Origin of the sequence: Parabacteroides hominis (assembly GCF_014287585.1) — a bacterium.
GTDB classification, from domain to species: domain Bacteria; phylum Bacteroidota; class Bacteroidia; order Bacteroidales; family Tannerellaceae; genus Parabacteroides; species Parabacteroides hominis.
The window spans coordinates 1-24,299 of record NZ_JACOOJ010000019.1; the positions used below are offsets into that span (position 1 = coordinate 1).

Sequence of the window (24,299 nt, forward strand, 5' to 3'; positions counted from 1 at the left end):
TCGTATGCCAGAATGCAAATGGAAAGAACTACGTTCACAACATCAACGGTGTATTGGCAATGGGTCCGAAAGAAGATGCAGTTGTCGTAAACGTTCTTGAAGTTTCTGCAGACGATGTAATTGCAACAGACAACGAAACAATCGCAACATCTGAAGTAGCCGTTATCGCAGGCGAAGGCCAGGTAACGATCGCTAACGCTGCCGGCAAGAAGGTTGTTGTAAGCAACATCTTAGGCCAGGTAGTAGCCAACACGGTTCTTACTTCCGACAACGCTGTAATCGCTGCTCCCCAGGGTGTAGTCGTAGTAGCTGTCGAAGGCGAAGAAGCTGTCAAAGCAATTGTAAAATAAAAGAAAACAAAAAAATTTCCCTTGCCGGGGGATTGATCCCCCGGCAGGAAGATATTTTATAATCAAATAATTCTAAAGTGTTTGGCCGCGTACCGTGAAAACGGCAATTACCCTGCGACAGGCGAACAAGCGGTCAGATTTAATATTAATAATACTAAAGTATATTGAAATTAAAAGTTCAATGTAGCCTGTAGCCCTGTGAAGGACGAAAGCATACAGAAAACAAGCCCCGGAGGTGATCGACATCTTCGGGGCTTCGTTATTTTAAAGACTGAATTTTAATACATCCTCTTCATCGAAGGATTTATTGATTTAATAATTGCTTAATGGCTTCGCCAGACCGGGTTTCAGTGTTATGGATCTTGCCGTAATCGAACAAAGCATCGAGTTCGTACGGTTGCAAGGACACTGCCGGGACAAAACGGTCGGAGGCAACATAGTTGCGAACCGATGTCAACAGTTGTTGCATGGCCGGGCGTTTCTCTATATCCTTAACCGGATCGACCGTGAGGACAAACAGCTTGCCGCTACCGACACGGGCTTCAAACGAGATACCGAGCTTGCGGTTGACCTCGTAGGTATCGACACTCTGGATAACGGGAGTCAAGGCACGCATATCGGTCAGGTCGACAGCCGTGGCGTAGTTCAGGATGTCCCACCACTGCCAGTCGGCATAGTAGGAGGTCGGGAAGTCACGGAAAACCGGGTGTCGGTGTTCGATACGCGTTCCGACGATCATCGGTTTCCAGTTGAACATGATCGGGTTCCAGAAATGGCTGGCGAAATGCGTCTTCCGTCCGGCGCAACTGTCCGGGATCAGCAGGACGTTCTCGCCTTTTTGAAGAAGTTCTTTCGCTTCGGTCCACCGACGGACGTATTTGTAACCTTCGGACGCAGGCTGCTTGACGGCAGGATAGACCCAGATATCCCATTCGTTACGGATATTTCCGGCGATACGCGCTTTCAGGGTGTAGCGTCCGGCGGTCGTGATCTTGTCCAACGGGATATGGATAATGCCTAAAGAATCGACCGTGCTGAACGGGATTTCCTTATGGCTTAGCTTACCGCTTGCCGTAACCTCTCCGCTTTCACTTTCGAGTTGCCAGGCCAGTTGGCCTTTGCGGATCGTTTCGGGACCGAAATGATAGATACCCATCTTCGCAGTAAAGGTCTCCGCATTTGTATAGGTACGCTTCGGCAGACGCGCCAACAGGACGACCGGGCCACATGACTCGCGGTATTTCTCAGGGGTTACCAGCCCTTTGCTTTCCCAGAAAGCATCCAAGATACCGACAAAGGCGCTCCCTTGTCCGGGGAAATCCGAAAGACCGAGCAACTGGAAACCGCCGGAAGTAGAGGTACGCAACAAAGCTTCATTCACTTCCTTATATTGGAGGACGGTATGAGCGCCGGTGGCACGGAAGAAATCACCTGCCTGATGAAGCATGCCATTCTTGGCAAGCCGGTCTTGATAGACTTTGAAGTTGCGTGGTTCCAATATGCCTGTATATTTCTTCATCTCTTCGAAGTTGGGGTACATGCAACGCTGCCCCGTTTCGTGGGCGATGACCGGAACGTCGATGGACGACTCTTCGCCGCGATCCCAGTCGGTAGAGGGTTTGCCTTCGTAGACGGTGATCCAGCGTTTGTTCTTTTCTCCGACATTGGCAGCCACGTGGGAAGTATAATACTGGTCAGACTTCACATGCGTGCGAGCCGTAGAGGCGGAATAGAGACGGCGGTTGTCGTGGGCCTGCCCTTTCTTCACGAGGTCTTCGAGGACAGCAAAGTCGCCTTCGTTCTCATTGCCATTGCAAAAGAGGATGAAGGAAGGGTGGTTGCCATATTCATCGAGAATAGCATACATCTCCTTCTCGAAGAAATCGCGGCGGGCGGGGTATTGCCCGACATCCTTGATCCACATCGGAAGTTCGACCTGCAGGTAAAGTCCCAATTCGTCTGCCGCATCGAAAGCAGCCTCCGGCGGACACCAGGAATGAAAGCGGACATGGTTCATACCGTAGTCTTTCACTGTATGAAAGATGCGTTTCCACTCCTTCACATCCGTAGCCGGATAGCCGGTGAGCGGAAAGACGCAACAGTCCAGGACACCGCGCAGGTGGATGTCGCGACCGTTCACACGGACATGGTTCCGGCCTTGTTCCACGCGGCGCATACCGAAGACGGACGAACGTATATCCTCGCCTGCCTCCGTCGCAAGTGTAGCGGTCAGGCCATATAAGGCGGGGGAAAACTCGTCCCACAGTTTCATATCCTTGCCCAAGGCAAGCTCCTGCTCGATCTTGCCTTCTTTGCCGGAAAGAGATACGGGGACTACTGACCGGCAGACTTCTCTACCGTCCTTCTCCCGGATACGGAGGGTGAGTTCTCCTTTTACCGGGTTCCCGGAAGCGTGGAGGGCGAGGCGTACATTTACCTTCTTCGCTTCGATATCGGGATAAATATCCATCTTCCCGATATAGCAAGACGGCTTGGCAATGAGTTCCATCCGGCCGACTACTCCGTTCCAGTTCGTTTGCGTGTATTCGGTCGTCCCGTGGTTCCACTGGTCCATCGGGTATTTCAGGCGGTTGTCTACACAGAGCGTCAGGGTGTGCAAGCCGGGTGTCAATTGTTTTGTCAAGGTAAAGCGGTTCGGGGTGGAAAGCCGTTCATCGGTCGCAACCGGTTCGCCATCCACAAAAACGGCTGTTTCCCAATGGCAGCGTTCCAGCGAGAGGATGATTTCTCTTCCTTCCCATTCTTCGGGTATCACGACTTCACGCTGATACCACGCCTGTCCGCAATATTCGAACTTGCGGCTCAGGCGGTCCACATGTGCCACGATATTCCGGATCCCCTTGCCCCCTTCGTCCATAGAGCCGGGCAGTTCGATCGTTTCCGTCAGTTTACTCAAATACAATTCCGATCCAGGAGTCTTGCCGAATCCCATCGGGTCCAATTGGAAACGCCACAGCCCGGAAAGATCCATCCGGTCGGTCTGTGCCGCCTGAACCGTCAGGCAGGCAAACAGACCGATCAATAACATAGAGAGTCTTTTCATTCCTTGCTCCTATTTAGTGTATAATACGTCTTCTATTTTTAACTCCTGCGACGGGTTGAACGATCCGGATGCCATATATTCCAAAAGGCTCTGCCGGAACTGGGCTGCTGCCGGGCGTTTATCCAAATCGTTTTGCAGGTCGGCGCCACAAACCAACAGTTTGCCTTTTCCGACACGGGCTTCGTAGAGCATTCCGAGTTTGCGGTTCGTAAACCAGTCGTCGACGATATGGACGATCGGGCGGAAATCCTTCGGATAATCATCCAAGATCATGGCATCGCAACGGTTCATCAGATCCCACCATTGATAATCGCTCATTCCCTCATTCGGGAAAGCTGCCAATGCCGGATGTTTCGGATCACAACAGACACCCAGCGTATGCGGAGCCTGCCCACGGGTCCAAGCCGTATTCCAGAAGATGCTGGAGAAGCCGACGGCTATGTCGCCTCCCTTTTCAGACGGGACGGTTCCGTAGGTCAACAGCAGGACGGACCCGCCGTTATTTAGTTTATCCTGCGCCGTCCGGTCCAGACGTGTCGTGATATACGGGAGATTATCGACCGTCTTTTTCACTGCCGGATAGACCCAGATATTCCACTGATTCCGTATATCCGTGTCCCCAATTTGGACAGAGACAAGAAGTTGGGAAGGTTCTTTGATCTCAGAAAGGTCGCAGCCAATCGTTCCGGCCGGTATGCAATTGCCGAGGGGCAGCTCACGCGTGAAAGAGCCTTCCTTCAAGATCTGTTTGTCCGCAGTCGAAACAGTCCAGCGGATCGTTGTTTCGGGAAGCGGCTTCTCGCCGAAGTGGGCTATTTCCAGCGGGACTTCCAGTTTTTCATTATTCAACCAGACCATTTTCGGGAAACGGGCCAGCGGAACAGTGCTGTTACAGAACGTGCGGTATTCCTCACCCGTCACATATCCTTTATCTTCCCAGAAGGGGTCGAGCACACCTACCAGTGCTGTCCCCTGTCCGGGAAAGTCATGCAAGTCAAGCAGTTGGAAACCGGCAAAACCCGGTGTACGGAGAGCAGCTTCGATATCCGCCTTATAGCAGAGGGTCTGCAAGCGCCCGGAGGCATAAAGGAATTTCTCTCCCATATCTTCCATACCTTTACCGGCTAAGGTCTCCCTGAATATTTCTAAGTTTTTGGCTTTCAGTACGCCTGTATATTTCTCTATTTCCTTGAAGTTGGGGTAGACGCACCACTGCCCGATTTCGTGGCTGACGGTCGGCATGTTTGCCCGGATCTTGCCGGCAAAATCGTAATCCGTCCGGGGAGCCTCCCGGTTGATAATGCTGTTGATGCCTGCACCCCAAGCCTGTATGCGCGGGTCGGGAGTGTTCCAGTAGTCGGCATTCTCCACATACGGCCATCCGGCGGCACTGGAATAGACACGGCGGGGATCTTCCTTCTTCCAATGATCGACCAGACCGGAAAGATAGCGCACCTGGTCTGCCCCACCGGGTTCATTGCCGTAGACCATCATGCAGAAGGAAGGATGGTTGCCGTATTCTTCGAGGATGCGGTCGCTCTCTTCCTTCAACCACTGATCCTGCGGTTTGCCGCTACCGACTTCCGCCCATCCGCCGCATTCTACTTGCAGGTAGATTCCCATACTGTCGGCCACATGGAAAGCGGCTTCCGGGGGACACCAGGAGTGGAAACGGACATGATTCAAGCCGTACTCCTTGCAGGTACGGTAGATCTTAGCCCAATAATCATTTTGCATGGCGGGATATCCTGTCAGCGGGAATATGCAGCATTCGAGCGTACCGCGCAGGAAGACGGGCTGCCCGTTAACCTCGAAACGCGTACCGTTTGCCTTGAACTCACGGAAACCGAAATCGCAGGCCTTTCTGTCAACTCCATCCGGCGACTGCAATAAGACATTCATCCTGTAGACATTCGGGGTATGCTCGGACCAGGTTTTTATCTCTTCTCCCATCTCTACAGTCGCTTCGATACAGTTATCCGAGTTTTTCGCATCGACTTCCACCTGGACAAATTCACCGACAGGTTTTCCAGAAGCGGTTTCCGCCTGCAAGGAAAGAGTCGAATTATCTTTGCCGGCATTTCCAGCCAGCCGTATCTTTAATGTAGCCTGCTTTTTCTTCAGATCCGGATAGATTTGGACGGATTCGATATACCGGAAAGGCTTTGCCGACAGCCTGATGTCCCCGATAATTCCGTTCCAGTTGCTTTGCGTATGGTCGGAAACACTATGTGCATTTATTCCGACCTCTGCATAAAGGCGGTTATCCACGCGCAATGTGATTGTATGCTCTCCGGCTTGCAGGCCGTCTAAGACAAAGCGGTGGGGAGTCTGAAGGGAGTTCTGATCACCCATTTTCTTACCATCCATATAGAGGGTTGTCGCCCAATGCGTCCGTTCCAGATAAAGGACGACCGGGCGGTTCTCCCAACCGGAAGGCACATTCACTTTCTTCTGATACCAGGCTGCACCAACATAATGCTTGTCCGGGTTCAACCAGAAAGGCACTTTGATATTGCCCGGTTGCCGGTACTTGGCATATTCGGGCGCATTATACCAGGAGCTATCGACAACCTGTCCGGTCCACCGGGTGTCCAGGCTGACATCTTCGCCTTTCCCCTGCTCTTGTAATGAACCCGGCAGACGGACAACGTCTCCCAGGTCTTTATTTTGCCACTCCTGCCCTACTCCGGCATCCTCCGGGTCCAAAGCAAATTGCCACTCACCTGCCAGAGACAATTCGGAAGAAGTCTCTTTACAGGATAAAAAGAATATCAGGCTTATCGAGGCCCAAAATAAAAAGATGTTTACCTGCTTCATAATCCTATCAGTTTAAGTAATTCATATATCACGCCCGTTACACTATAAAAGGTTTCCGACCATTTGCAAATGTATCTGTACTCCCTGGTGGTTATTGTCCATTCCGGCGGCGATGCGGAAATAACGTTCTGCCTTGTCGAGGTTGCCGAGTCCGAGATGCCCCAACCCCATCAGGTAGTTGCAATGGATGCGGTTCTTCTTGTCCATGTCGTCTTCCCAAATCTGGAGATCGGGGAGCGAGACGGCGAAATAGTCCATCTTGAAGGTGTCGAACAAATGCTTTTCACCGAAGTCGATCAGCCGGTTAAAGCGCCCGCGGGCTTCTTCTTCACGTCCTAACTTACGGAGCGCCAGTCCCTGGTAGAAGATCTTATCCGGCTTCTGGTCGTTGTAGTACATGGCGGCTGCCGGTTGGCTATTCCCGGTGCTGGCTGCCAAGAACAGTTCGTGTGCTTCGGCTTCACGTCCCAATGCTCGCAAAGCACAGGCTTTGTAGTAATTGAAATCGTTCTCCTGGGCGCCATAGAGTTTCCCCTCGCCTAAGTTATGGGGATAGATGAAACATTCTTCGATCAGGTCCAATGCTTTTTCATTCTCCCCGGCTTTCAGGCAGGCTTTTACCAACTCGACACGTGCCAACTGGTACTGGGCAGGGACTTTCCCTTCTCCCCCTTCCCAGGGATGGAAACGGCGGGCATCGATCATGCGGATCGCTTCTTCATAACGTCCTAACTGATTCAATAAGGTGACATATTCCAAATAGAGGTCATCACGGGAGAAAGCCACTTCTTTCTGCTTGTCTAACAAGTCCAAGCGATCGGCATGGGGACGGTTCAGGCGTTTATACAACTGGTCGAGCTCCATCAGGATGCGTGCATCTTGTGTGTCCAGCCTGAACGCCCTTTCGAGCAGAGCCACTGCTTCCTGCTGTTTATTCAGTTTGTTGAAATAGGCCAATGACAAGTTACGGAGAACCGTCGGAAACGTATCGTCTTGTCCGACCGACTTCTCCCATTCGGCTATCGCTTCGGTGTACTGGCGTTTGTCGTACCACAGGTTACCTAAATAGTAATGGGCTTTGGGGGCGACGTCCGTAAACCGGATCACCGCCTGTAAAGCCGCGATCGCTTCGAGGGCATTCGGGAAGCAGCAGTCAGCCGGCTGGCGCTCGGCAACGCAGATAGCCATTTCAGCCTCTTTCAGGCGGCCTAAGGATAACAGGAACCAGCTTTTATAATAATGCAGCAATGTGCGTTCCGAGACAACTACTTCGCAAGCGGCCTCAACCACCTTCAGGGCTTCTTCGAAGCAGCCGGCAGAGGCATAGTCGAGCGACAATTCCTCGTAGTTATGTCCTTCCGAACGCATCCGCACGAGCAGGTCGTCCAGGATAGCTTGCTCGCCCGTCAACAGATACTCTTCAAAGCTACAGCCGAAGTTGAAGCGGTCGATCGCGAGGGATTCCCGGATCAGGTCTAACGCCTCGTCCACACGTCCGAGATGACGGAGAACGACAGCTTTCAGATGGCGACCGCGCAGGTTATGCCAATTGCGGAGCAGGGATTTATCTATTTCATACAAAGCATCCTCCCAATTGCCTTTTGCGGCGGATAACTGGGCCAGCGAATAATACCCGGCATCCTGCCAGGCCGCATTCCAACAGGCTTTATAGAAACAGTCGTATGCCTCATCCGCCTTGCCCTGGTATTTCAGCGACAATCCGAGATTATACAAAGGCTCGCCATCATACGGGTTCGGGTTCTTTTCCGTCAGCGTCTTGACAGCACGGCGTAAATAAGGTTCGGCTTTTGCAAACTGCCCCTTGCGGATCAGCCACAGCCCCATTGCGTTATTGTTGCGGACATCGTCCGGTTCACGGCTGAGCGCCTCTTCATAATAGTCGGTTGCGGAATAGGTTGCATGACGATATTGCTCAAGATGCAAACCGGTCAGGTAGAGTTGTTCCGTCGTCCGGATATCCTTCGGGTCGAGAGCGGCTTTTGCCGGTTCGGGTACTTCCTTTATCTCATTGGGTTCGGGTTCCCAGGATAGAAGGAGTTTTCCCTTAAGGGTATAAACCGATACCCTTAAGCCTGTAAATTCTACCCTTGGGAATAGTTCTTCCAGGATTGCTTCCGGGGTGACGTCGCGGACAATATCCAGAATCTGTTCTCCGGCTTTTGTGACCACGATATGCAGCTCTTTTTGGGCAGAAGTGGCAAAGATCTTCAGGCGCAGTGCTTCTCCTTCCGGCTCGATGTTCATCAACAGGTCGGAAGAAGCATTCTTCACCACTCCCAATTCCCGGTACGGCATAAAATACTGGGTGAAAGTCTTTTCTTCATACGGCTGCAACCAGGTGAAATCCGGTTGGTTGTCGGTGTAGACTCCCGTCATCAACTCGATATAAGGACCGTCCGCATCCGTCAGGTTGCGATCCCAGGCCTGCCCGAAATCGCCGTTTCCCCAGGTCCATTGCTTTTTACCCGGAGAGACATGGTGGTTGGCGACATGCAGGACACCGGCACGGGTATCGTTTTCATAACCGCCGACAAAATTATAGTTGGAACGGATCGCCATGTAGGACGTCGGCACAGGGATATTCTTATAGCGGGAAATATCGACACCTGCCGAATAATCCATCTTATAATAGGTCCCGGTAGCAATCGGATAGCGCGAGACATCCCGCTTTCCATGATCGAAAACGGCATTCACATCGCCGGGGAAGACCGACTGGTATTGCTCGTTCACGGCAACCGCCGGATTCGCCCACCAAAGGAAAGTCTGCGGAACAGGAGTCGGGTTGTACACCTTCCCCTGTATTTCCAGAACAGCACGGCCCGGACGTAACGTGAACCCGGCCATACCTTTCTGGTGGAACATACGTTCCCTTTCGCTAACCCAAACAACCACACTGCCGTCCGGCTTTTTCTCGATCGAATAATCCACCGGAAGGAACGTGCTCGGACGGTGGTGCTGCGGCCAGTTGAACTCGATGCCGCCGGAGATCCAGGGGCCGGTCAGTCCGACCAGGGCCGGCTTGATCACATGATTGTAATAAATGAAATGACGCTGCTTGATCTTGTCGTATGCCATCTGCACCCGTCCGCCGAGTTCCGGCAGGATCATTACCTTTATATATTCATTTTCCAGATACACGGCGTGATAGGACTTGTCCTCACAGGTATCTTCGATCTTTTCAATTACAGGATACGGATATACGACCCCGCTGCTTCCCTGGTACACGCGTTTTTCCAGGAACATCGGATTCTTTTCCGGTTTACCGATGCCGTAGGTAGGGAGAAGGATGTCTTCTTCCCAAACTTTTACATTCTCTGCCATATTCTAAAGTTATTTCGTTAATTCTTTTTCTAATTCTTCCAGTGTCTTGCCTTTGGTTTCAGGGAGCTTGGCCCGTATAAAGAGGAAACCGGCCAAACAGATCCCGCCATACAGCCAGAACGTGCCCGAAGCGCCGACCGCCTCGTTCAGGATCGGGAAAGTATAAGTGAGCAGGAAGCAAGCCACCCAAAGGAAGAAGGTGGAGAGCGCCATCGCCATCCCGCGTATACGGACGGGGAAGATTTCGGAGAGCACCACCCAGACCACCGGAGCCAGGGACATCGCATAGCAGGCAATCGCCAAAACCACCAAAAGCAACATCGGCCAGCCGCTCACCCCTAAGAAATAGCAGGTCCCTAAAATAAAATAGATCACCGCCAGCCCCGCCGAACCGACAAACATCAGCGTGCGCCGTCCCCATTTATCCACCGTATAGATGGCGACAAACGTAAAGATCACGTTCGTCACACCCGTCACCACGATATTCATCAGGACATCGGACACAGCATAGCCGGCAGCCGAAAAGATTTCCTGCGCATAATTGAAGATCACATTAATCCCGCACCACTGCTGGAAAACAGCCAGTACGATCCCGATCACCAGCACACTGCGCACACCGGGCTGCAACAATGCGCCCCAATTGGCCTTTTCTTTCTTGTCTTCGTTCAACTGTCCTAATTCAGAGAGTGTCTGTCCGGCATACTCCGAACCGCCTACGCGCACGAGTATCTTACCAGCCTCGTCAGACCGTCCGGCTGTAGCCAGCCAGCGGGGACTTTCGGGAATCACAAAGGAGAGGACAAAGAACAATCCCGCCGGAACCAGCTCCGCCCAGAACATCCAGCGCCAGGCCCACTCGATACTTTCCGCACTCAACATCTCGCTGCCGGCCGTAAAATATTCGCCGATCTGCCAGTTCGCCAACTGAGCCATCAGGATACCCAACACAATAGTCAGTTGGTTGAGCGAAACAAACTTGCCCCGGACGGAGGCGGGGGAAACTTCCGCTATATAAACCGGAGATACGTTCGAAGCAATGCCGATGCCGAATCCTCCGACAATACGATAGACGACGAACCAGAAAAAACGATCCACCGCCCCGGTCCCAATGGCCGAAGCGACAAAAAGGAAAGAGGCCGCGATCAACATCTTCTTACGCCCGTAGCGGTCGCTCCAGGCTCCCGAAAGCAAAGCTCCCGCCAAACAGCCGACCAGCGCGCTACTCATCGCCCAGCCGCGGAGGGCCGCCGAACCTTCTAAGCTGAAAAAGGGTTCATAAAATATCTTGGCTCCTCCGATCACCACCCAGTCGTAACCGAACAGCAATCCGCCCATTGCCGAGACGAGACAGATCAATAACAAATAGCCTGTTGTTTGTTTCATGATAATTAGTTATTAAGTTTTTGCGGCAAATGAAGATCTACCGGTGAGCTAACAGACAAGACTGCGCCTTGTGCCGCAAGTTCTCTTTTGCCGGATAGATGATTGCTCCGGCTTTGCCGGTTCCCCTGTGGGTTTTAACCCCTTTAAATATAATCCATAAAAGGGGCTGAAGCCCACAAAGGAAGAGGCTTTGCCTCCAGACCTTTTAAACCGTCTGCTGAAGCAGACGGCAAAAAAGAGCCTACAGCTACGAGGCAAACCTCGTTTGTTAGCTCGCTGATAAATCACATTTACCTGCCAATATTGAATGATTAAGATACGGATACAAAGTAAATGCCTTTTGCGGGAAGAATAAATAGATAAAAAATTTATAAAGATGGACGATCTTCCGATTTTAATCGTAAGTTTGCATCATTCCCAAATCAAAGTATTATGATCAGAAGAAAAGACGGTTTCAGCGGGGAGCGGGCGCTTGTCCTTCCACAGTCCATTATCCACGAAATGGAGGAAGACCCTATTTCCTCCATTTTACACATTACCGACATCGGATATTACCCGAAAGCGTGGCACCATTTCAGGGAACGGCAGGAGCCGATCACGCAGTTCGTCTTCATCTATTGTATAGAAGGATCAGGCTGGTTCCGAACGGAAGATCAGATGTACCCCGTGACCGCCAACCAATATTTCATCCTGCCGGCAGGGAAACCGCATGCTTACGGGGCCAACGAGGAGGACCCGTGGACGATCTACTGGATTCATTTTAAAGGCAAGTTAGCCCCCCATCTCGCCAGGCAGTGCACACGCCCGATCGAGATCAAACCGGGGATGCACTCCCGCATCAGCAACCGCATCGATATGTTCGAAGAGATACTCCGGACGCTGGAAATGGGCTACAGCCATGAGAACTTGCTCTATGCCTGCTCCATCTTCTACCACTACCTCGGCACTTTGCGCTACTTGCAACAGTACCGGGATGCCGCCCGCCACGAAACGGAAAAGAACGATATCGTGACGGCTGCCATCCATTTCATGAAGGAGAACATCGAGAAAAAGCTGACGTTGCAGGAGATCGCCGCCCACACGGGCTATTCCTCCTCACACTTCTCCGTCCTGTTCAGCCAGCGGACAGGCTATGCTCCGCTGACCTACTTCAACCAATTGAAGATACAGCAAGCCTGCCAGCTCTTAGACTTCACGGATATGAAGGTGAACCAGGTCTGCTACAAGATCGGCATCGAAGACACCTACTACTTCTCCCGTCTCTTCAGCAAGGTCATGGGGATGCCGCCGCGCGAGTACAAGAAGATGAAGAAAGGGTAATTACCAATAATACTCATCCATAATCTCCTGCATCCGGGGGGTTGCGGCATCGGTATCGCCTACCTCGCGGCGGAGTTTCAGGAGCTCGCGTTTCATCTTCTCGATTTCACCGGCATAGGTAGGGGAACCGTAGACGTTATGGTTTTCGTGCGGGTCGGCGAGCAGGTCGTAAAATTCCCAGGACGGGTTGACCGGAGCCTTATCCGAGCCCGTTGCATTCAGCGGGTCGCCGTAGAGGAACATCAGTTTATAGCGATGGCTCCGGATGCCGATGTGAGCCGGGCGTATTTTGTGATGCGTCCAGTAGCGGTAGTACATGGACTGCCGCCAGTCGTGCGGAGTCTCACCTTTCAGGTTGTCGCGGAAACTGCGGCCTTCGCTGCACGACGGAGCGTTCACTCCGGCATAGTCGGCCAGCAGGGAAGCAAAATCCGTGTTGAGGATGATGTCGCTATTGCGCGTTCCGGCGGGGATCTCCTTCGGGTAGCGGATGACAAAAGGCATACGGAGCGGTTCCTCAAACATCATGCGCTTGTCGAACATACCGTGTTCGCCGAGGAAATAGCCCTGATCGGAGACATACACCACGATCGTATTCTCGGCCAGCCCTTCTTCGTCGAGGAAACGCAGCAGGCGGCCGATATTGTCGTCGATGGCCGCCCCGCAACGCAGGTAGTCGCGAATCAACTTCTGATAGATTTTCCGGCGTGCGTCTTCCTTGCTCATCCCTTCTATGGAGAAAGGCAGTTCCGGGTACTTGCACCACCACGAGTCCGGATCTTTCGACGCGATGCCCCACCGGCGTGCCATGTCCTCCAACGGCTGTCCGGGGAAGGTACGCCCGGACTCTTCCGGCCCGAACTCCATCATGTTTGCCGGTTCGGGGAATGTAACCCCGTCATAGATATGCGCCAGCCGTTCGGGGAAATCCCACGGTTCGTGCGTCGCCTTGAAATGGCAGCACATCATAAAGGGCTGTTCCTTATCGCGCGAACGGATCCACCGGATCGTCTTGTCGGTCACCAGGTCGGTCGAGAAGCCTTTCTCCACCTTCCCGCTCTTTCCCTGGTCGTCGTCCACCCAGCCTTCGGCGGTCTTGAACAGCGGGTCCCAGTATTCCCCCTGGTCATGGAAAACACAGAAGTAATCGAAGCCGGAAGGTTGTTTCTTCAAATGCCATTTACCGATCAGTGCGGTCTGGTAACCGCCTTGCTGCATCTGTTTGGCGATATTGTCCGCCATCGGGTCGAGCCCGTCTTCGAGCGTGTAGACTCCGTTATGATGGCTGTATGCCCCCGTCATAATAGTGGCACGGCTGGGCGCGGAGATCGAGTTCGTGCAAAAGCAGTTGTCGAGCACGCATCCTTCGGCTGCCAGGCGGCGTATATTCTCGTTTTTCACATAATCGCGCAGGATTCCGCCATATATCCCCCACGCCTGCGAGGTATGGTCGTCGGAGAGGATAAAGAGGATGTTCGGGCGTTCGCCGGCCGCTTCCGCTTTGCCGGCTGCCAGCACCGGGGAGGCTGTCGCCAGGAGGCCGGTACAAATGATGAGGTTGTTCAATGTTTTCATGGTATGTCTTTTGTTTTCTTTCCTGCAAAAGTAACGAAATTTATTGGATATGGTTACCGCCCATTTTAGATAAGGTTACAAAAAACTACCCCGTACACAGTATGATTCTCCAGGAATATGTTGCACCTTGGTTGCCGTCCGTTATTCATATCATAGCTGTGATACAGAAGAAGCACAGTTATGATACAGACGGAACATAGCTGTGATATGGAAGGAAAAGGAATGCTGGATGAGTCGGGCTCCTTTTCCCTCTCCCTGAAATACCGCCCGGTAATGGAGAAAAAGGAGTTACGTTCCTGGTCCGTACACTTCGAAAAGGTGGTACTGTATGTACCGGTAGAGAAGTAACAAACGGAGATATACGGGAAATGCCACCTCCGGGCTTCGAGTATTTCGGTCGAAGGCCAGAGGTGGCATTTACTATTTATGGGAATCTGCTTCCGGATTATTTCACCAATTTCAGTTCCTCAATCAACCGCGGGCATTTCCCCCACTTGTCAATCATATACAGCACATAGCGTATGTCGACGCTGATCGTGCGCTGCAAGTCCGGTTCGAAGGCGATGTCGCCGCTCATGGCTTCCCAGTTGCCGTCGAAAGCGAGGCCGATCAGGCGGGCGTTCTTGTCAAATACCGGACTGCCGGAGTTACCGCCTGTGATGTCGTTGTTGGAAAGGAAGCAAAGCTGCAACTCTCCGTCCTTGTTGGCATACTGGCCGAAGTCCTTGCTGCGGATCAGGTCGAGGATCTCCGGTTGAACCCAGAACTCGTCGCTTTCGGGATTTTCTTTTTCGAAGATACCCTTCTCGGTCGTATAGTAATCATACCAGGCTGCATCGTACGGACGGTAGCCGCCGATGGAACCGTAGCTCACACGCATCGTAAAGTTGGCATCCGAAGAAAGTGCCTTTTCCGGGTACATCTCTTTCAAGCCGGCGAAATACAGGCGTTCGCCCTTGGCGATATCGTAATAAGAATCACCCGTGAGCTGCTGCAATTCGAAGAGGGAGATCAGGACGGACAGGCTCAACTCGGCAGCCGGGTCCTTCTTCAGCTTCGCATATTTCTTCTGGTCCTTCAGCATGGAGGCGATATTGTCGTAAGACAGGATAGAGGTCTTCTTGAATACATCGGCGGCATACTTCGCGTAATCGCCTTTATATTTCTTGTCCACCTTTTTGTAGATATCCGGAAGATTCTCTGCCGGAACCCGCTCCTTCACGATCTTCATCATGGCAGCCAGAACCTTCTGGTCGAGGCTTGCGTCATAATCCTTGAAGAAAGGCTTAATATTGTCTTCAAGGAAAATATCGATCTCCTCCGGGGTAGAACCCTTCACATCCACGCTCTGGACCATGCGGGCCAGCTTCACGATCTCGGCGCCGCTCAGGAACGCTTCGCCTAAATAAGTGGAGATCTTTTTGTATTCGCCGGAAGAAGTATACCCCTTTTCCAGGAGGCTCAACACGTCGCCATAGACTTCCTTGCGCTTCGGGTCTTGTGCCACCCAGGCGGCAAAAGCGGCTTCCTCTTCGCGTTTGCGGTCGATCACATTCAGGTTAGCCAAGCCCTTGTTCATACCGATCGAGTTTTTCCAGTAGTTGGAGCTGCCGGCATATTTGGAGGCATATTTGATACGCACTTCGTCGCTGGCAAGCATCGCGTCTTTCCAGATCGCCTGCTTGATGCCGCGCACTTCAATACGCGGTTTGTTGCTATCCTCGATACGCTGCTGCACGCCCCATGAACAGAGGTAACGGTCCGTGCTGCCGGGGAAACCGATCGTCATCGCGTAATCGGTGTCCTGGTAGCCTTGCAACGAAACCTCGGCCACGTATTTCGGCTGGTAGGGCTTGTTATCCTTGCTGTAGGCAGCCGGTTTGTTATCAGCGCCGGCATATACGCGGAACACGGAGAAGTCACCCGTATGGCGCGGCCACATCCAGTTGTCCGTATCGCCGCCGAACTTACCGACCGAGCTGGGCGGAGCGAACACCATGCGGACGTCGTTGAAGACATCGTAGACGATCAGGAAATACTTGTTATTATTATAGAAAGGCACAACGTCGGCAGCCTGGAACTCCGTGTTTCCCACAGAATCGGCCATCGCCTGCCCGATCGAGTCGGCAGCAGCCAGGCGCAGGTGCTCTTCCTTGATCGAAGCGATCTGTGAATTGATACGGTCGCTCACGTCCACCGTCTCACGCAGGTAACGGACCGTCAGGCCCGGAACCGGCAACTCTTCTTCCTTACTCTGCGAAACAAAACCGTCTTTCAGGTAATCGTGTTCCACACTGCTCAACTGCTGGATCGAACCGAAGCCACAATGGTGGTTCGTAAAAACCAGCCCTTCATTCGAAACGGTAATACCGGTACATCCTCCTCCGAAGATCACGACGGCATTGGCTACACATGGGTCAGTTTCACTGTACAACTGTTCGTAAGACGGAGTAAATCCCAACTCCTTCATCCTCTCCAGGTTTTGTTTATTCAACTCTTTCAGCACCCACATGCCCTCATCGGCAAACACTTGGCCTGAAGCAACGAGAAGCAGTAACACTGCCCACAACTTCTTCATAAAATTCATTCTTTGTTCGTTATTCAATAATTAATTTGATCTTCTTTTGTTCGACACGCGCGGCAAGCCATTCTTTAATCTTTTGCTGTTCTGCCTCGCGCACTTTTTCTTTACACTTCAGGTAGACTAACAAGACGGTATCAGGTTTAATGCTATCCATATCCATCAGATAGGTATGCGCACAAGAGACTTCTTTGATATAAGGGAAAAGAACTTTCATTTCCGGCATCAGCTCGGACGTAAGATGGTTGTAACTGTGATATTTGTTAAGGTCGCGTTTCAGCGAATCGATCTGCACGGACTGTGCCCGGAGGACTTCTTCGCTATTCTTATACAAGTCCTGCATCAGCAGGCTTTTCAACTCGTTGATGTCGGTGGCTTCCTGCCCGAAACCTTGCTGCACGACGAGGCCCACGTTTTTCAGGCCGTATTTCGGCATCTTGGCACGGGCATTCGTAATCATCGTTTCCGGCACGGTCTCGCCGATCAGGACTACTTTCACCTCTTTCTTGTCACTGGTGTCGGTCACCGTCTTGCTCAATATCTGCGTGTTGGGGAAACTCAACTCCTCGGTGACGAACGTCCGCACCCGGTCATTAAAGTAGCTGGCACGAATCAGGTTATAGCTCAGGAAAAGGCTCGGCACGATGGTAAAGAAGACGATCACCCCGACATATCGCGTCACGATCTTCTCGCGCTGCTTGTCTAAAAAGACCTTCTTCGGATATTTCAGCAGGCGGACCACCACATAGGTAGCCAGGCTGATAAACACCGTATTGATAAAATAAAGGTAGAAAGCCCCGAAGAAATAATACAGGTTGCCGCTCGCCAGCCCGAACCCGGCCGTACAAAGCGGCGGCATCAAAGCCGTAGCGATCGCCACGCCGGGAATCACATTCCCCTTGCTCTTGGTCGAACTGGCCACGATCCCTGCCAGGCCGCCGAAGAAAGCGATCAGCACGTCGTAGACGGTAGGCTGCGTACGGGCCAGCAACTCGCTCTGCGCCTCGCTGATCGGAGAGATCAGGAAAAAGAGCGTCGAAGTGATGACACTGAATACCGTCGCCGTGGCAAAATTGCGGAAAGAGCGCTTGATCAGATCGAAATCGGAAATCCCTAACCCCAGGCCGAATCCCATGATAGGCCCCATCAGCGGAGAGATCAACATCGCACCGATAATCACCGCCGTCGAGTTCGTATTCAAACCCAGCGAAGCAACAAAGGTCGCAAAGATCAGAACCCAGAGGTTCGTCCCCTTAAACTCTATGCCTTTCTTGATAGACTCGATCGTTTCGAGCTCATCTTCTTTTTCCTGGCGGACATCGAAATTACGGACAAAGAAGTCCCTAATCTGCTTGTGCAACAATCCTTTTTCCATCCTATTAAAATCAATGTTTATATCAGAACATCCCGCTAAACGGCCTCAACAAAGGCTAATACTCCCTGACAACCGTTTAATCATATCGCCTAAACCGCACAAAGATAGAAATAGTATCTCGAAATAAAAAATAAGAGCTGTGAACATAAAATAAGCGTGTTAAATCTCTCAATAATTATTGATTTTCAATTAACTTTGTACGCAATAAGTACACAAACAACAACAGATGTATCTGATTAATTCCGATATAAAGAGATGAAACACTACATTTTCCTGATATATATCATCGCCTTTCCTCTCACGATGGCGGCGAATACGGCAGTGAAAGATTCATTGGAAGAAGCCTTGTCATCTACCTCATCTTCCTTGCAAAAGCTGGAAACACTGACTAATCTGATGGATATTTCCCGCCAGGAAGAACAGGTTGAATATGCCAAACAACTCTATAAGCTCGCCCTCGAAAAAGACAATGATTACTACAAAGAAGCGGCGTTGACCGAAATCCTGCGCTTCTACGTGAACACCGATGCAAAAGACAGTGCGAACGTCTACCTTGCCGAAGCCGAACGGGAGCTGAAGGGGAAAGCACGCGATTTCCTGGTTACTTACATGAAAACCATCCTGGATGTCCGTGTGGTATATTACACCAAAGGGGAAGACCGGATGAAACTGATCGAAAAATACCGGCTCCGACTCGAAACGGAGAAGAACATGCCGGTACTCGAAAAAATGTCGATCAATTATCTCCTCGGCATGGCAAACAGCAACCGGGTCGACCCGAAAAACCAGGACGCTATCTATAAAGAGGTTTGTCTGTACATGAACAACCTGATCAAGCTATCAGATAACATCCCGCTTCGCTACTCATACCTGTTCCGCCTGAACCCATTCAATATATTGAGCCTTATGGAGGCTACTCCCGAAGACCGGGCAAAAGCTTCTCTCCGCTATCTGAACATGCAAAAGGATTATGCGGAAACGAAAGAAATGAAAAAACGCCCGTACACGAGCAAACGGCACTTGCTGAACGCTTACTCGACCTTGGCGACTTCTGCCGAAACGGTCGGGAAAGACATGGCGACCTACTATTTCAATTACTTCATCGACCTGAACAGGAAATATCCGGAAGATGCCGGATTCTCTGCCGAATATGACCGCTATTTTACTTCGCTCAACTACTATAAATCGATAAGGGATTTCCAGAAAGCGGTAGATTACAACGATTCGGTTATCCACTATTTCCGTCACGGCGATTTCCAGTTCGACCTGACGGAGAACATTGTCTTGACATTAAAAGACAAAATCGATTGTCTCGACAGCCTCCACCGGTATAAGGAAGCTTATGAAGCTTACAAAGAATATACCGCCCTGTTGGATTCCGCCCGTACAAGGAGCATGGAAAACAAAGTAGAAGACCTCGAAATCAAGAAAAATGTAGACGAATTGGCGATCGAGAAAAAAGCGCTGGAGGTGGAACTGCGCAAGAGCCAAAGCCAGCTTTACATGTTCTTTGCCCTGTTTATCCTGGCAATCTGCGTAGGAATTTATATTTTCTTCCGCTTAGGAAAAATCAAATCGCTCTATAAAGAGTTGCAGGAGTCGAACCGGCTGGTAATCATCGCCAGCGAAAAAGCACAGGAAAGCGAGCGGATGAAGAACGCTTTCATCAAAAACATGTGCCACGAGGTGCGCACACCGCTGAACGCGATCAATGGCTTTGCCGAACTGATCACCGGCGAGGGTGTCACCCCTGAAGAGAAAGAGGAATTCAGCAAGATCATCTATACGAACTGCAACAATATCACCTCCATGATGAACGACGTGCTGGTGATCGCCCAACTGGATAGCAACAATGATGTTCTTCCGCTGGAACCTACTCATATCGACTTGCTTTGCCGGCACGAAATGAGCCAATTGAAAAAGTTACAACAGAAACCGGATATCAATTACCAGGTTGAAGGTGACAAGAACAACGATCTCATTTATTCGGACTCGAATCATTTCAGTATTATCATTTCTCACTTATTGAATAATGCCTATAAGTTCACGGAAAAGGGCAGCATCACCTTGTCCTACCAGACCGATGATGCCGGAAAAACAATGTGTATCAGTGTGACGGACACAGGTTGCGGAATCCCTGTCGATAAAAGTGAATGGATATTCGAACGTTTCACCAAGAACGACGATTTCATCCCCGGCTCCGGCCTCGGCCTCTACCTTTGCCGCCTGATCGCCCAACGCCTCAACGGAACCCTCAAACTGGATACCAGCTATACCGGAGGAGCCCGGTTCGTACTGCGGTTACCGGTAAATCCCTATAAATAACAAAAAGGTTCTTATTTTGGCAAATATGAAACATAAATCATCATTTACAGGTTCAAATCTTCTTCGATGCAAACCGCTTCCCGATATAAGGCAGTTCGCTTAACGGAAGATCCCGCTTTATGACGATTGCCAGGAACACCAGGAGCAGAACCGTACGGTAACCCAAGCGGAGGATTTCCGAATCGATCCGGGGCAACATCCCCGCCAAATAGAAAGCGGCCGCCAGTATGCCGTAAAGCACCGCCGACTTTATATCATATCGGATCGGGAACTTCTTCTGCCCGATCACATAAGAGAGGATCATCATCAGCAGGTTACTGGCGAAAGAGGCCCACGCACAAGCCATATATCCGTAAACCGGAGCCAGCAACACGATCATCAGCACCGTCACCACGCAGCCGATCGTCGAAAAATAAGCTCCCCACTGCGTCTGGTCAATCAGCTTATACCAAAACGACAGGTTGAAATAGATCCCGAAGAAGAACTCGCCTAACATCACGATCGGGACCACCCGAAGTCCGGGATAATATTCCACCGGCACGATATACTTCAATATATCCAGGTAAAACATCACCCCTAAAAAGATCATCAGGGAAAAGATGATAAAATACTTCATCGCCTCCGAATAAGCCCGCGTATTATCGTCGCTCTTATTCTTGGCAAAGATAAACGGCTCGTAGGCATACCGGAACGCCTGGATAAACATCACCATCACGACAGCCACCTTGAAACAGGCACCATAAATCCCTAACTGGGTATTCGCATAGTCCTTGTCTGCAAACAGGAAAGGAAACAGAATCTTATCCGCCGTCTGGTTGAAGATACCGGCAATCCCCAAAATCAGGATCGGGAACGAGTATTTCAACATCTGTTTCAACAGTACGAAACTGGCTTTCTCGCGCAATCCGGGTATCATATCCGGCACTAAAAGCAAGAACGTCACCACCGAAGTAACCACATTGGCGACAAAGATATACTCCACCTGATAGCCGGGCACATAAAACCAGCCGATCAATCCCGGCGCATGCTCATACAGCCACGGGCAAGCGATCAGGAAGAATATCACCAATACGATATTCAGGAATATATTCAGCAGCTTGATCGCCGCAAAGCGAACCGCCTTCCCCTGATACCGGAGGAAAGCAAACGGAATGCAACAGAACGCATCCACCGCCACGATCCCCGCCATCATCCCGATATATTCAGGATGCGCACCATATCCTAAGAAGTTACTGACCGGCGTCAGCGCACTGAACACAAACACCATAAACAGGACGGAAGTGAACGCCAGGCTGAACAACGTCGTCGCATATACCCGCATCGGGAGCTTGATCTCCTTCTTGTTCATAAACCGGAAAAAGCCGGTCTCCATCCCATACGTCAATATCACCATCAATAAGGCTGTCCAGGCATACAGATTCGTCACAATCCCGAAATCGCTCTCGGTAGCCAATACACGCGTGTACATCGGAACCAGCATCCAGTTCAGGAATTTCCCGACAATACTGCTGACACCATAAATTGCGGTCTCCCCTGCGAGCCGCTTCATTCCTCCTGCCATAACTTTTTAGTCAAATAAAAAACCTTGTTCGCTCCCCTTGTTACGTCCCAGATGGGTATAAGCCAACTCCGTCACCTCGCGGCCGCGGGGCGTACGTTTGATAAAGCCTTCTTTGATAAGGAAAGGCTCGTAAACCTCTTCCAGCGTTCCGGGATCTTCTCCCAGGGCAGTCGCGATAGTCGTCAATCCTACCGGTCCGCCGTTAAACTTGTCGATGATAGTCGTCAGCAACTTATTGTCGATCTGATCCAGACCGTAGCGGTCGATGTTCAGTGCCTCCAGCGCATAGCAGGAAATCGCCTTATCGATCTCTCCGGACCCTTTCACCTGTGCAAAATCACGCACACGACGCAGCAACGCGTTCGCTATACGGGGTGTACCACGGCTACGGGAAGCGATCTCGCGCGCCGCATTCAGCTCGCATTTCACATTCAGGATATCGGCACTGCGCAACACGATCTTCGTCAGCGTCTCCATCTCGTAATATTCGAGGTGCATATTGATCCCGAAACGCGCCCTGAGCGGACTTGTCAGCAAACCGCTACGAGTCGTTGCCCCCACCAGCGTAAACGGAGCCAGGTCGATCTGGATGGAACGGGCACTCGGCCCTTTATCGATCATGATATCGATCCGGTAATCCTCCATCGCCGAGTACAAATATTCCTCCACAATCGGACTTAACCGGTGAATTTCATCGATAAAAAGGACATCGTCTTTCTCCAGCGAAGTCAACACCCCCGCCAGATCGCCCGGTTTATCCAGCACCGGTCCGGAAGTCACCTTGAAACCGACTCCCAGTTCATTCGCTATAATATTGGATAATGTAGTCTTTCCCAATCCGGGAGGCCCGTGCAGCAGCACATGGTCGAGCGCCTCCTTACGCATCCGGGCAGCCATCACGAAAATCTTCAGGTTCTCGACCACTTTGGCCTGTCCGCTGAAGTCATGAAACGAAAGCGGACGAAGCGCATTCTCATACTCCCGTTCGCTCTCCGGAACCCGTGCATCCCTTATATCAAATTCATCTTCCATACTCTTATTACTTTGACAGGCAAAGATAATAAGAATTACCGGGTTCTGAACTTGTGGCGATACTTGTTACAAGAAATAAACCCGGCCGTTTTTCAAAAATCGCACGTTGCATCATGCAATTATTGGCAAAAACTGCACAATGAAACGTGCAATTTATCATCTTTGTAGCAAAGAAAAGCTTAAAAGATAACAATGATGCAGAACTTATACAGAAACTTTCGTCTTCAATTGGAATTGGCATCTACTGATTTCATCCGCTTCCTGCACGATAAAATCGCCTGGGACAGCAGACTAATAGCTATTGTCGGCTCCAGAGGAGTAGGCAAAACGACGTTATTGCTCCAACACATCAAAAAGTACGAAAAGCCTGAAGATGTACTCTATATCACTGCCGATGACTTCTATTTCACCAATCATCGTCTTTTCGATTTAGCCTACCAGTTTTACACACAAGGCGGGAAAAAACTTTTTATTGATGAAATACATAAATACAAAGAATTGCTTTATGCCCTTGCCCAAAGCGTACCATTCAAGCCTAATTATACCAAATTGGAACGCGACCTGGAAATCAGCCGGAACACATTGCCCGACTATCTGCTCTACTTGGAAAAGGCCGGACTCATCAACCTGCTTCGCGAAAAAGCGAATGGCATAAAAGTATTGGAAAAGATAGGCAAAATCTATCTCAGCAATACAGACATCGCCTACATGTTGTCCGACACGCCCCCGGATATAGGCAATATTCGTGAAACCGTCTTCTTTACTTGGATGCGTGTAGGGCATTTCATCACCTCATCCCCTATAAGCGACTTTGAAATTGACGGACTCACTTTCGAAGTCGGCGGACGAAATAAAAAAAAGGCACAAATAAAAAATGCAGTTGAAGGATATATAGTAAAAGACGACATGGAATATGCCTACCAAAACGAAATTCCTTTATGGATGTTCGGCTTCATTTACTAATGGAAATCGGGACAAAGATAGAAACTTGCAGATCACGTGTCCGCCCCGATTTCATATAAGGGACTCCTTTCATTACATTGCAAGTACCCTGTTTGTATGTCAGGGCCAGATCGAAATATTTGAAAGCATAGGCGGCTTTGACGACGACCGGCACGTCAAAGGCAGATTTGATTGTCTTCCCAATCATAATATTATCCTTAAAATGGAGAGTAGGCTCAACTCCCGCTCCTACCTTCAGCCCCCCGATCAGATTATAATTCAGAACTCCGTTCAAAGCCATGTAATTTCTTGCAAACTTACTTTTGTAGCCTTTAACGGGGGTTACTTTATAGCCAACCGAGGCAATTTCTCCCCGCTTCTGCCCATATAATAAGGCTGCGTCCACCGATAAACGATGCTTCAATTCGATTTGCAACTGATATCCCACATGGAAAGAAGGTTTCATATCCGGTATATTAAACCCAACTTTGCCTTTAGACATCGCCTCATCCTTATACCAATCCATTGAAACACCACCTATTATCCCACTTCTCACTTTCCCATTTTGTGCGGAAACAGATAAACACACTAAACTCAACAATAAAAACATCACACTCTTTTTCATATCA

Annotated in this window: 15 protein-coding genes; 5 read left to right on the forward strand and 10 right to left on the reverse strand. The window is 50.6% G+C overall.

The genetic code is table 11. The features are described from left to right. A partial coding sequence (locus H8S65_RS20930; RefSeq protein WP_222616279.1) for a DUF6383 domain-containing protein occupies positions 1-350 on the forward strand: 350 nt, incomplete at its 5' end. A gap of 304 nt (positions 351-654) precedes the next feature. On the opposite strand, the gene H8S65_RS11415 is transcribed toward H8S65_RS20930, so the two are convergent. The 4 genes from H8S65_RS11415 to H8S65_RS11430 are packed head-to-tail and all read right to left on the reverse strand — an operon-like array spanning position 655 to position 10,959. Continuing rightward, positions 655-3,414 carry a DUF8487 domain-containing protein gene (locus tag H8S65_RS11415; RefSeq protein ID WP_186930105.1) on the reverse strand — a complete coding sequence of 920 codons (2,760 nt, stop codon included), beginning with the start codon at positions 3,412-3,414 and terminating at the stop codon, positions 655-657. 9 nt (positions 3,415-3,423) lie between these two features. Then, entirely contained in the window at positions 3,424-6,234 is a 2,811-nt protein-coding gene (locus tag H8S65_RS11420; protein WP_186930106.1) for a DUF8487 domain-containing protein, read from the reverse strand. A gap of 42 nt (positions 6,235-6,276) precedes the next feature. Beyond that, positions 6,277-9,576, reverse strand: coding sequence for a DUF5107 domain-containing protein (locus H8S65_RS11425; RefSeq protein WP_186930107.1), 3,300 nt, complete (start codon positions 9,574-9,576; stop codon positions 6,277-6,279). 9 nt (positions 9,577-9,585) lie between these two features. Beyond that, a complete protein-coding gene (locus tag H8S65_RS11430; RefSeq protein ID WP_186930108.1) occupies positions 9,586-10,959 on the reverse strand; it encodes a sugar porter family MFS transporter in 1,374 nt (457 codons plus the stop codon). 432 nt (positions 10,960-11,391) lie between these two features. Between H8S65_RS11430 and H8S65_RS11435 the strand changes: the two genes are divergently transcribed. Next, positions 11,392-12,279: an AraC family transcriptional regulator gene (locus H8S65_RS11435; RefSeq protein WP_186930109.1), complete on the forward strand. Its 888-nt coding sequence runs from the start codon at positions 11,392-11,394 to the stop codon at positions 12,277-12,279. Here the strand turns inward: H8S65_RS11435 and H8S65_RS11440 are convergent, their stop codons facing one another. Further along, on the reverse strand, positions 12,280-13,854 hold the full coding sequence (locus tag H8S65_RS11440) for a sulfatase family protein (RefSeq protein WP_186930110.1): 1,575 nt from the start codon (positions 13,852-13,854) through the stop codon (positions 12,280-12,282). Positions 13,855-14,034: 180 nt separating this feature from the next. Here H8S65_RS11440 and H8S65_RS11445 point away from each other — a divergent pair, with 180 nt between their 5' ends. Continuing rightward, positions 14,035-14,202, forward strand: a complete 168-nt coding sequence (locus tag H8S65_RS11445; RefSeq protein ID WP_186930164.1) for an HU family DNA-binding protein — start codon at positions 14,035-14,037, stop codon at positions 14,200-14,202. 97 nt (positions 14,203-14,299) lie between these two features. On the opposite strand, the gene dpp7 is transcribed toward H8S65_RS11445, so the two are convergent. Then, a complete protein-coding gene (gene dpp7 / locus H8S65_RS11450; protein WP_363182467.1) occupies positions 14,300-16,432 on the reverse strand; it encodes a dipeptidyl-peptidase Dpp7 in 2,133 nt (710 codons plus the stop codon). Positions 16,433-16,451: 19 nt separating this feature from the next. Continuing rightward, positions 16,452-17,810: a TIGR00341 family protein gene (locus H8S65_RS11455; RefSeq protein ID WP_186930112.1), complete on the reverse strand. Its 1,359-nt coding sequence runs from the start codon at positions 17,808-17,810 to the stop codon at positions 16,452-16,454. 255 nt (positions 17,811-18,065) lie between these two features. Between H8S65_RS11455 and H8S65_RS11460 the strand changes: the two genes are divergently transcribed. Beyond that, positions 18,066-20,135 (forward strand): sensor histidine kinase, encoded by a 2,070-nt coding sequence (locus tag H8S65_RS11460; protein WP_186930113.1) that lies wholly within the window; start codon positions 18,066-18,068, stop codon positions 20,133-20,135. 52 nt (positions 20,136-20,187) lie between these two features. Here H8S65_RS11460 and H8S65_RS11465 read toward each other — a convergent pair whose 3' ends face one another. After that, entirely contained in the window at positions 20,188-21,696 is a 1,509-nt protein-coding gene (locus H8S65_RS11465; RefSeq protein ID WP_186930114.1) for a lipopolysaccharide biosynthesis protein, read from the reverse strand. A gap of 6 nt (positions 21,697-21,702) precedes the next feature. After that, positions 21,703-22,728 (reverse strand): Holliday junction branch migration DNA helicase RuvB, encoded by a 1,026-nt coding sequence (gene ruvB, locus H8S65_RS11470; RefSeq protein ID WP_186930115.1) that lies wholly within the window; start codon positions 22,726-22,728, stop codon positions 21,703-21,705. Positions 22,729-22,923: 195 nt separating this feature from the next. Between ruvB and H8S65_RS11475 the strand changes: the two genes are divergently transcribed. Further along, positions 22,924-23,691, forward strand: coding sequence for an AAA family ATPase (locus tag H8S65_RS11475; RefSeq protein ID WP_186930161.1), 768 nt, complete (start codon positions 22,924-22,926; stop codon positions 23,689-23,691). On the opposite strand, the gene H8S65_RS11480 is transcribed toward H8S65_RS11475, so the two are convergent. Further along, on the reverse strand, positions 23,681-24,295 hold the full coding sequence (locus tag H8S65_RS11480; RefSeq protein WP_186930116.1) for an outer membrane beta-barrel protein: 615 nt from the start codon (positions 24,293-24,295) through the stop codon (positions 23,681-23,683). The genes H8S65_RS11475 and H8S65_RS11480 overlap by 11 nt on opposite strands. Positions 24,296-24,299 lie beyond the last annotated feature (4 nt).